The 9,586-nt window shown below is 42.9% G+C and carries 7 protein-coding genes, 1 tRNA gene, 1 rRNA gene and 1 pseudogene; 3 read left to right on the top strand and 7 right to left on the bottom strand.

The window, feature by feature from the left end:
* Positions 1 to 99, bottom strand: a 16S ribosomal RNA gene (locus DWZ16_RS04020); the annotation flags it as partial.
* A 352-nt stretch (positions 100 to 451) separates the two neighbouring features.
* A tRNA-Ser gene (locus tag DWZ16_RS04015) sits at positions 452 to 539 on the bottom strand.
* A gap of 247 nt (positions 540 to 786) precedes the next feature.
* On the opposite strand from DWZ16_RS04015, the gene DWZ16_RS04010 reads away from it, so the two are divergent.
* Together DWZ16_RS04010 and DWZ16_RS04005 are read left to right on the top strand one after the other, a co-directional pair.
* Positions 787 to 1,719, top strand: coding sequence for a ketopantoate reductase family protein (locus DWZ16_RS04010; RefSeq protein ID WP_118522303.1), 933 nt, complete (start codon positions 787 to 789; stop codon positions 1,717 to 1,719).
* The gene (locus tag DWZ16_RS04005) at positions 1,701 to 2,624 is read left to right on the top strand and encodes an AEC family transporter (protein WP_118522302.1); all 924 of its coding nucleotides are present in this window, start codon (positions 1,701 to 1,703) and stop codon (positions 2,622 to 2,624) included. Before DWZ16_RS04010 ends, DWZ16_RS04005 begins: the two co-directional genes overlap by 19 nt.
* Positions 2,625 to 2,752: 128 nt before the next feature.
* Here DWZ16_RS04005 and DWZ16_RS04000 read toward each other — a convergent pair.
* The 5 genes and pseudogenes from DWZ16_RS04000 to DWZ16_RS03985 all read right to left on the bottom strand — a co-directional run bounded on the left by DWZ16_RS04000 (position 2,753) and on the right by DWZ16_RS03985 (position 8,178).
* Positions 2,753 to 3,300: pseudogene (locus DWZ16_RS04000) on the bottom strand (Fe-S-containing hydro-lyase).
* Positions 3,301 to 3,455: 155 nt separating this feature from the next.
* Positions 3,456 to 4,310, bottom strand: coding sequence for a fumarate hydratase (locus DWZ16_RS03995; protein ID WP_118522301.1), 855 nt, complete (start codon positions 4,308 to 4,310; stop codon positions 3,456 to 3,458).
* Between the two features lie 352 nt (positions 4,311 to 4,662).
* A complete protein-coding gene (locus DWZ16_RS16560) occupies positions 4,663 to 5,532 on the bottom strand; it encodes a M24 family metallopeptidase (RefSeq protein WP_412694278.1) in 870 nt (289 codons plus the stop codon).
* Entirely contained in the window at positions 5,514 to 6,479 is a 966-nt protein-coding gene (locus DWZ16_RS16555) for an aminopeptidase P family N-terminal domain-containing protein (RefSeq protein ID WP_412694277.1), read from the bottom strand. The genes DWZ16_RS16560 and DWZ16_RS16555 overlap by 19 nt, the downstream gene beginning before the upstream one ends.
* Before the next feature lie 127 nt (positions 6,480 to 6,606).
* A complete protein-coding gene (locus DWZ16_RS03985; RefSeq protein WP_107000965.1) occupies positions 6,607 to 8,178 on the bottom strand; it encodes an AbgT family transporter in 1,572 nt (523 codons plus the stop codon).
* 184 nt (positions 8,179 to 8,362) lie between these two features.
* On the opposite strand from DWZ16_RS03985, the gene DWZ16_RS03980 reads away from it, so the two are divergent.
* On the top strand, positions 8,363 to 9,376 hold the full coding sequence (locus tag DWZ16_RS03980; RefSeq protein WP_118469371.1) for a LacI family DNA-binding transcriptional regulator: 1,014 nt from the start codon (positions 8,363 to 8,365) through the stop codon (positions 9,374 to 9,376).
* Positions 9,377 to 9,586 lie beyond the last annotated feature (210 nt).

Raw genomic sequence — 9,586 nt, 5'->3', positions numbered from 1 at the left:
CTTCCATCCGAAAACTTCCGCTAGATTGCTTCGTTCGACTTGCATGTGTTAAGCACGCCGCCAGCGTTCATCCTGAGCCAGGATCAAACTCTCATGTTAAAGTTTTGATTCCAGTCAAAATTCGCTTGGCTAATTTTAACCGTTATTACTGTTGTTTTGGTTTTGTTCTGAATGTTCTCTTGAACTTCAAGGCTTAACCAAAAGCCTTTGTTCTTAGAATTTTCAGGATTTTACATACTGTTCAGTTTTCAAGGTTCTTTGTTGTCTCAGCGACAGCTCATATATTTTATCATAAGCATTCTTGCTTGTCAACAACTTTTTTTAATTTATTTTTTGTTTTTCTTTTTCAAAAGCGCCGTTTCTTCAACAGCTCAGCTAGTTTATCACGAAAACTCATCAGTGTCAAGCACTTTTTTGTTTTTATTTTTTCTAGCTTTTTTAAAAAAAGAAACGGAGAAAGAGGGATTTGAACCCTCGCGCCGGTTGCCCGACCTACACCCTTAGCAGGGGCGCCTCTTCGGCCTCTTGAGTATTTCTCCGCAGTAATAAAAAAAATATTCAATTGCATCTTAACGCATTTCTTTGTCAGACGCGTATCTCATTGTATCAAAGAAAATTTAAAATGTCAAGCAAATTTATCCAAGTTTTTTCTTTTTTTTTATTTCCTTTAAACCACCATTTTTCAATATATTTTATGATATGATACTATAGATGTTTTGGCGGATTGCAGGAGTGCATCGCATCGCACGCAGCAATCCAGATTAGGATTCAGAAAGGAGTTTTTTTATGAATTTAAAATATATGATCCTGGGAGCCGGCGGTACTGGTGGAATTCTTGGCTCTGCTCTTACAAAAGCTGGAAAGGATGTTACATTCATTGCCCGTGGTTCCAACCTTGATGCTATGCGTAATAACGGTCTCATCATTCGTCATCTCTGGGATCAGACGGAAGAACATCTTGAGGTTCGTGCATTATCCATGGAAAAATCCTGTGCTCTTTCCCTGGCTCCGGAGGTTATCTTTATATGCGTAAAAGAATATTCCCTTGATTCCGTCCTTCCTTTTATCCGACAGACCACTGGTCCCCGCACAATTATTATTCCCATCTTAAATATATATGGAACCGGTGCCAGGGTGCAGAAAGAATTACCGGATTGTACCGTTCTGGATGGATGCATCTATGTTTCTGCATCCTTAGAACATCCCGGTGTTCTAGTTCAGCACGGTCCTATCTTAAGGGTTGTCTTCGGTCCCAGGGATCCTTCCTATATTTCTCCGATTTTATCAGTCATTCAATCGGATCTTTGCGAAAGCGGTATCGATGGAGTTTTATCCACCCATATCCAAAGGGATGCTTTGGAGAAATTTTCCTATGTCTCCCCTATCGGAGCTGCCGGAGTCTACCTTCATGCCGTAGCCGGAGATTTTCAAAAGGAAGGAGCTGCCCGTGAATTATTTAAATCCATGATTCGTGAAATCAGCGCTCTGGCTGCTGCCATGGGATATCCCTTTGAAAAAGACTATGTAAAAATAAATCTGGAGATTCTTTCCAACTTATCTGCCGATGCCACCACTTCCATGCAGCGTGACATAATGGAAGGAAAACCATCGGAACTGGACGGACTTGTCATGGAGCCCCTCCGACTTGCAAAAAAATATTCTGTCTCTATGCCCTGTTATGAGGAGGTAGCAAACGTATTATGTCCATTGGAATTTTAGTTGGTAAAATTGCGGCATTATTTATCATCATGTTTTTAGGCTTTGTTTTGGTAAAGACTGGCATTTGCCGCTCAGATGACAGCCGCATTCTTTCACGCCTGTCTGTCTATATCGTAGTCCCCTGTTCGATTTTATCTGCTTTTCAGGTCAGCTGCAGCCCTTCCATCCTAAATGGGCTTCTTTTGGCGGTGGCTGCTGCTGTATTGATCCATCTCATCCTGATTGTCCTTTTTTACTTTATAGGACCTCTTCTTCATCTTAACGGAGTTGAAAAAGCCTCTATCATCTACTCTAATGCAGGAAATCTTGTTATACCGCTTGTTTCCTCTATTCTAGGACCAGACTGGGTTATTTATTCCAGCGCCTACGTCTCTGTACAGCTTTTTCTTCTCTGGAGTCATGGCAAAATGATGATCTGTGAAGAAAAGAAGCCTGATTTTAAAAAAATCATAACAAATACAAATATGATTGCCATTTTATTCGGTATTTTTCTATTCTTGGCACAGATTTCACTTCCCGATCCAGTGGACAGCGCTGTCCACTCCCTGGGAAGCATGATTGGTCCTTTGGCCATGCTGATCTCAGGAATGCTGATTGCCGGAACCACGCCCCAGGAAATTCTGGCTTTTCCCCATATTGGACTTGTCACGATTCTGCGACTCATCGGTGTACCGCTTTTGACAATTTTACTTCTTAAATTCAGCAGCCTTGCTTCTTTTGCTGAGAATGGTTCACAAATTCTGCTTGTCACCCTGTTAGCCACAATCACCCCATCCGCCTCCACAATCACGCAGATGGCCCAGGTATATGGAAAAGATGCCCGCTATGCTGGTGCCATTAACGTAATTACCACTCTGCTTTGTATGATAACCATGCCAATCATGGTTTATCTCTATCAATTATAACTTTATTCTTCACGACAAAAGAGAGGTTATTTGCAAAACAGCCAATAACCTCTCTTCATAAAACTCAAAAATGCATCTGCATTCTTGCTGCGGGATGGGAGTCATCCCACATCTGATATCTTATTATCCTATCTCTGATATTCCTTTACTGCGGTCTCGTAAAGATTGTTCCTTCGGAATCAATTACCACAATCATAGGCATATTTTCTACCGTCAATTTTCGGATCGCCTCTGTTCCCAGATCATCGTATGCAATCACTTCCGATTCCTTAATGCACTTTGAAAGAATTGCTCCGGCTCCGCCCACTGCCGCAAAATAAACGGCACCATTGCGAACGATGGCATCGATGACTGCCTGGCTTCTCTTTCCTTTTCCGATCATGGCTCCCATGCCGAGATCCAGAAGTCTTGGAGTATATTTATCCATACGGCTGGCTGTGGTCGGACCTGCAGAACCAATCGGACGGCCCTCTCTGGCCGGTGACGGTCCCATATAATAAATTACATTATCTTTCAGATCAAGGGGAAGTTCTCTTCCTTCATCCAGCGTCTCTATCATGCGCTTATGAGCTGCATCACGTGCCGTATAGATGGTTCCGCTTATATATACATAATCACCTGCATGCAGGCTTTTTAATGTCTCCCTGTCAATTGGAGCTGTGATTGTTTTATCCATATTTTCCTCCAAATCTATCTTATGTGCTCTCGGTATCCTTTTGTGCAGGAAAGACTCCGAGAGTACATTCTTTATACTATCAAACGATGTTTGGGTCACAAGAGATTTTTCCCCTTTTGATACCGGATTGCTATGTGCTTCGCACTTTCGCAATCCTAAAAATATTCATCAATCACTCTGTGCGCATGACGGTTTACATGACAGCAGATATTGATGCCTACCGGCAGCCCTGCAATATGGGTCGGGTAGGTTTCAATATTGACAGCCAGGGCGGTTGTCCGTCCGCCTAAACCGCCAGGACCGATTCCAAGGTTATTGATCTTTTCAAGCATTTCTTTTTCCAGATCACGCACATACTCAACCGGTGATTCCTCTTCCAGATTTCTGGTCAGCGCGTGCTTCGCCATCTCTGCACACTTTTCAAAGGTTCCACCGATTCCGACACCTACTACCATCGGAGGACAGGCATTGGGTCCCGCATCCCGCACCGCTGTCAGAATAGCATCCTTGACTCCTTCAATTCCATCTGCCGGTTTCAGCATGAATATACGGCTCATATTTTCACTTCCGAACCCCTTCGGAGCCACCGTGATCTCTACCTGCTCACCCTCTACGATCTCATAATGAATGATAGCCGGTGTATTATCCTTCGTATTCTCACGGTAAATCGGATCCTTAACCACGGATTTACGGAGATATCCGTCTACATATCCTTGGCGCACGCCCTCATTGATAGCATCAGTCAGAGAACCGCCGATCAGATGTACATCCTGTCCTACCTTGATAAACACAACTGCCATTCCGGTATCCTGGCAGATCGGAATCATCTCCTCACCAGCGATACATAAGTTTTCTTCCAGCTGGCCTAAAATCTGACGTCCCAATGGAGATTCTTCACTCGCTGCCGCCTCATCAAACACCTTTTTCATATCCGGTGACAGAAAATGGTTGGCCTCAATGCACATTTCTTTGATATTCTGTGTAATGGTTTCAACATTGATTCTTCTCATTTGAAAACTACCCTTCTTCCATGAAATTTTTATCTGCCCCTGCTGACAGAACCGCTCTGTTTTATCTATTACTGACTCTTATATCATCATAATAGAAATTAAATAATCTTGCAATCATTTCTGAATAGATGTAATAAAAATACCCCCTGAATAGATTTTGATCTCATGCGCAGTGATTCTGATAGGAATATGCCAGCTTTGCTGACCAGAATCACGCGCCAAGTCTCACGGACGTTCGACTTGAATTTATCTCTATCTATTCAGGAGGTATTATATTGTTACAGTTCAGCCATGACATCTTCTTGTTTCCATATTCATTCAAACCAGCGCATGGCTGAACTGTAACATCATATTATCTTGAAATTTCTCTTGTCACATGTTTTAACCACTCTTTTTCTTCTTCATTCATGTACGGAGAAATGGTTTCGTATACGTCTTTATGGTATGTATTTAAGCGCTCGATATCCGCGTCATCAATGAAACGTGTATCCAGTGCCTCTAAGTCAATCGGCGCCTTGGTCAGGAATTCGAACTTCAGGAACTGTCCGTACTCATTTTTCTCATCCTCGACACATAAGATCAGGTTCTCTGTTCTGGTTCCGAAATCGCCAGCAAAGTACAGACCCGGCTCATCGGAGCAGATCATGCCCGGCTCGATCACAGCGCTGTCCTGACGCTCCGGAACAACCTTCCAGCGCAGTCCGTTCGGTCTCTCATGTACGTTAGAAAGATATCCAACACCATGTCCGGTACCATGTGCAAAATCAAGACCACGTTTCCAGAATGCTTCACGAATGGTGTAGTCTAAGTTGATTCCCCGGCAGCCGTGAAGGAACTTCATGGTTGATACCTTCAGCATAGCGGCTGCTACGATTGTGTAGTACTCTTTTTCCTTCTCGGTCAGAGGTCCTAACGCATAGGTTCTTGTGATATCAGTAGTTCCCTCTAAATACTGTCCTCCGGAATCTACCAGCAGAAGACCTTCCGGTTTTAATTTCTTGCATACCTCATCGCTTGGATGATAATGGCACATTGCTGCATTTTCCTTGTAAGCTGCAATGGTTACGAAACTTGGCTCGATATAATTGCCCTGCTCTGCTCGCAGTTCTTCAATTTTATGAGCCGCTGTCATCTCTGTCATATCGCAGGTTCCGATGGTATGCTTCAGCCAGTACATAAACTTGGTAACAGCTATACCATCTTTTAAATGGGCCTTACGCATATTTTCGATCTCGGTCGCATTCTTAACAGCTTCATGGTCGCACAAGGATTCATCTCATCTATGATACGGCAGGAAGCATCAATGCTCTCGCATACAGCAAAGCTTGCTTTCTTGCGTTCCAGAAGAATCTTCTCATTCTTCAGGGCTGCCACATCCTGTAAGAATTCCGCATACTCTTTTACCTGAACCTTTGCCTCAGCTAAAGCCGCACAAACCTCTTTTCCCATCTTAGTATCTTCTTTGATGGCTTCTTTCTGTACGTATAAATAAGCTTCATCCTGTGTAATAAGTGCATAGGACAGAAATACCGGGTTATTTACAATATCGTTTCCACGGAGATTGAATAACCATGCGATTTCATCCAGGGCCGTCATCAGATGAATCTGTGCTTTATTTTTCTTCATGGCATCACGAAGATCAGAAAGTTTCTCTACGGTACTCTTTCCGGCATATTTTACATCCAGGCTCCAGATAGGCTCGCAGGACATAGCCGGACGGGAAGTCCAGATCTCACCTACCAGATCCTTGCTGCAGTTGATTGTTACATTTTTTTCCTGCAGTAAGTTCTGAAGACCATACCCCAGCTCAGAGTTTACAACACGGCCGTCAAATCCAAGGCATCCATCAACCGGAAGCTCCTCCTCTAAAAACTCGTCCAGAGTCGGAAATTCAGATTCACCCATGCGGTATAATTTGATCTCACTGCCTGAAAGCTGCTCTTCTGCCTGTACAAAGTATCTTCCGTCTGTCCAGAGTCCGGCTTTGTCCATAGTGATAACAGCCGTTCCAGCGGTTCCGTTGAAACCGGTCAGGAAGTGACGGCATTTAAAGAATTCGCCTACATACTCAGATTCATGAAAATCCGCAGTCGGAACCAGGTATGCATCGATTCCCAGTTCTTTCATGCGATCTCTTAATTGTCCAATTTTTATATTTGTCTGGTTCATTATTTCCTCCTTCATGCAATTTTTTTGAAAAAATATGTACTCCTGGAATGTCTATGCATTCCGCATAAAACATTCCCAGAGTACATCTTATTCTAGTTATTTAAATTATCGTAACAATTCAGCCCCATTAGCCAAGAAACATTCCAACGCCCGGTCCTAACGGAAGGTTAAGTACGATCCATAATACTAACAGGATACTCCATCCAATCAGGAAGCAGATACTGTACGGAAGCATGGTGGAAACCAGGGTTCCGATACCAGCCTCTTTATCGTATTTCTTCATGAATACGATAATCATTGCGAAATAGGACATCATCGGAGTGATAACGTTTGTACAGGAGTCACCGATACGGTAAGCAACCTGAGCGAACTCCGGTGTGTAACCTAACAGCATGAACATCGGTACGAATACCGGAGCGATCAGAGCCCATTTTGCAGATGCAGAACCCATGAACAGGTTGATGAATGCTGCAAAAAGAACGAATAAGATCATGGTCGGGATAGTTCCAATACCAGAGTTTCTAAAGAACTCAGCTCCCTTTAATGCAAGGATCGTTCCTAATTTGGTATAACCAAAGAAGTTAATAAACTGTGCTGCCACAAAGGTCAGAGCGATGTAGGAGCTCATGGTTCCCATGGCACGTCCCATTGCGTTGCAGACATCCTTCTCTCCGTGATATACACCAGTCATATGACCATATACAACAGACGGTACGAAGAAAAGTACAGTGATAATTGGGATGATGCCCTCCATGAACGGGGAGTTTCCTAACAGTGTTCCGTCCTCAGCTCTCATAACAGAGTTAGCCGGGAGACAGAAAGCTACCAGAACCAGAATCATAACCAGTAAGGTTAAACCAGCTACTTTCAGAGCTTTTCTTTCCTGGTCGTTTAATTTATACTCAGAGCTTGTTTCATTCTCTTCCCCATTGCCGTGATACTCACCAAAACGCGGTGCAACGACTTTCTCAGTGATGATAGTACCTAAAATTGTGATCAGGAAGGTAGACACCATCATGAAGTACCAGTTTCCGGTCGGCTCAACTACATAAGTCGGGTCTACCATCTTTACAGCCTCGTTGGTAATACCGCAAAGAAGCGGATCCAGAGTACCGATTAATAAGTTTGCAGAGAAACCACCGGATACACCTGCAAATGCTGCAGCCATACCAACTACCGGATGACGATTGTATGCCATGAACATCAGTGCTGCGATCGGAATCAGAACGATGTATCCAACTGCATCGGCCAGGTTGGACATAACGCCTAAGAATACGATCATCGGAGTAATTAACTTAGCCGGAGTAACCTCTACAGCAGACTTTAATGCGCCGCCGATTAAACCACTGTCCTCCAGAAGTCCGATACCAAACATAGCTACCAGGACAACTCCCAAAGGAGCGAATCCTGTAAAGTTAGTGATTGCATGTGTCAGCATATACACAAGCCCCTCACCATTCAAAAGGCTGACAGCCTGAACCGTCTGAGTCTCTACGACTCCCTTAGAACGGTTAACCAGTTCACCTGTTGCCGAAACTCCAGCCATCTCACAGACAGCAGAAAGAACGATAACAAAGAGAACTAAAATTGCAAAAATAGAAATCGGATGCGGAAGTTTATTTCCGACTTTCTCAATTCCGTTCAGCCAGCGGTTTAATAACGAAGGCTTATCTTTTGCTTGTTCGTTTGCTTTTCCCATTTTTTCCTCCATTCCAAACTTATACGTATAAGTGAATTTTGTATTGTTAGAATATCACAAAAGGATCGGCATTTCAATTATTTTTTTAGCAATATTAAATTATTGTGTATTTTAGTGAATTTCTATAGACATTTTTAGAGAAATTTAATAAACTGTAAAAGTGTTATAAGGAGTCTACAAAATTATGAAAAAAAATGTTACTGCAAAAGACATCGCAAAACTCTGCGGAGTCTCTCAGGCGACTGTATCTTATGTGATCAATAATCGCCAGAATCAGAAGATCAGTGAGGAAACCAGACGCAAGGTTTTAGATGCCGTTGAAACACTTCACTACTATCCCAATGCTTCCGCCAAAAGCATGCGGACCAAAAACTGCACGTCCATCGGAATTGTATGTGCAAAGGATTACAGCCGCCAGGCTTTCTTAAATGCTTTTACCGGAATCAGCCAGTACCTGTCCCAGATCGACTATACCATCACGATTTTCAATGAAATGGATGATATAGATTCTTCTCCGGATTATGTCAAAAGCTATTATTCCAACGTGATCGATGGACTCATTTTTATTTCCAACGATGATCACGCTGCTTTTACAAAACCGGCCGATGAAAATCATATTCCCTATGTGGTTATCTGTATGGACGGGGTTTTCTCAAAAAAAACGCCGTTCCCCCATGCATTTGAATATGCCCTGCAGGAATGTGCCTCCTTCTGCCTGGAAAAGGGAATCCGCGAAGTGCGGTATTTTTCCATCAGCAATGACGGTCTTTTAGTCAATAATAAATATCCGCTTTTTGAATCCCTGCTTCGCCGGACGGCACCGAACTGCCATCTGGAGCACGTGATCTGTCCTATCAAGGATCGTGATCTGATTCATTTGCAGCAATTTTTAGCTAAATACATGGAAAACCGCAGTTTTGATCTTGCCATTTCTCAAAACTACGACATTGGACTGCTGCTGCAGCGTGAAATATTAAAAACAGGCTTTTCCATCCCTCAGAGAATTCGCCATATCTTCCTGAACGAGGTGAATTTCTATGAAATGGACTATCCTTCTATCAGCGGCATTGATATTCCCTACGATCAAATGGGCGAGTATGCTGCCAAACTTCTTCTTGCTATGATCGAAAACCGTGAATCTGAATTTACCTACCAGGAATTCAGGTGCCGACTCATTCAGAGAGAAACGACGCTGTGACGCTGTTAAAATACTGCGCCTTATAAAGATCAAAAAGAGAACACCCGCTAATTCCAGTTTATGAATTGCCGGATGTTCTCTTTTTTATGATTTTCTTTTCAAGGATCAAGGATATCTGATCTTTTTTACTTTTTATTCGTTACAGTTCAGCCATGACATCTTCTTGTTTCCATATTCATGAAAACAAGAAGCATGGTGGGTCCACCATAT

It is taken from the genome of Clostridium sp. AF29-8BH (assembly GCF_003478145.1).
GTDB classification, from domain to species: domain Bacteria; phylum Bacillota; class Clostridia; order Lachnospirales; family Lachnospiraceae; genus Otoolea; species Otoolea fessa.
This window is presented reverse-complemented; position numbering and strand designations above follow the sequence as displayed.

What these genes read in the sequence shown, in the direction of transcription:
- DWZ16_RS04010 (WP_118522303.1), top strand. Translation starts at nt 787, where the DNA reads ATGAATTTAAAATATATGATCCTGGGAGCCGGCGGTACTGGTGGAATT.
- DWZ16_RS04005 (WP_118522302.1), top strand. Translation starts at nt 1,701, where the DNA reads ATGTCCATTGGAATTTTAGTTGGTAAAATTGCGGCATTATTTATCATC.
- DWZ16_RS03995 (WP_118522301.1), bottom strand. Translation starts at nt 4,310, where the DNA reads ATGAGAAGAATCAATGTTGAAACCATTACACAGAATATCAAAGAAATG.
- DWZ16_RS16560 (WP_412694278.1), bottom strand. Translation starts at nt 5,532, where the DNA reads ATGCGTAAGGCCCATTTAAAAGATGGTATAGCTGTTACCAAGTTTATG.
- DWZ16_RS16555 (WP_412694277.1), bottom strand. Translation starts at nt 6,479, where the DNA reads ATGAACCAGACAAATATAAAAATTGGACAATTAAGAGATCGCATGAAA.
- DWZ16_RS03985 (WP_107000965.1), bottom strand. Translation starts at nt 8,178, where the DNA reads ATGGGAAAAGCAAACGAACAAGCAAAAGATAAGCCTTCGTTATTAAAC.
- DWZ16_RS03980 (WP_118469371.1), top strand. Translation starts at nt 8,363, where the DNA reads ATGAAAAAAAATGTTACTGCAAAAGACATCGCAAAACTCTGCGGAGTC.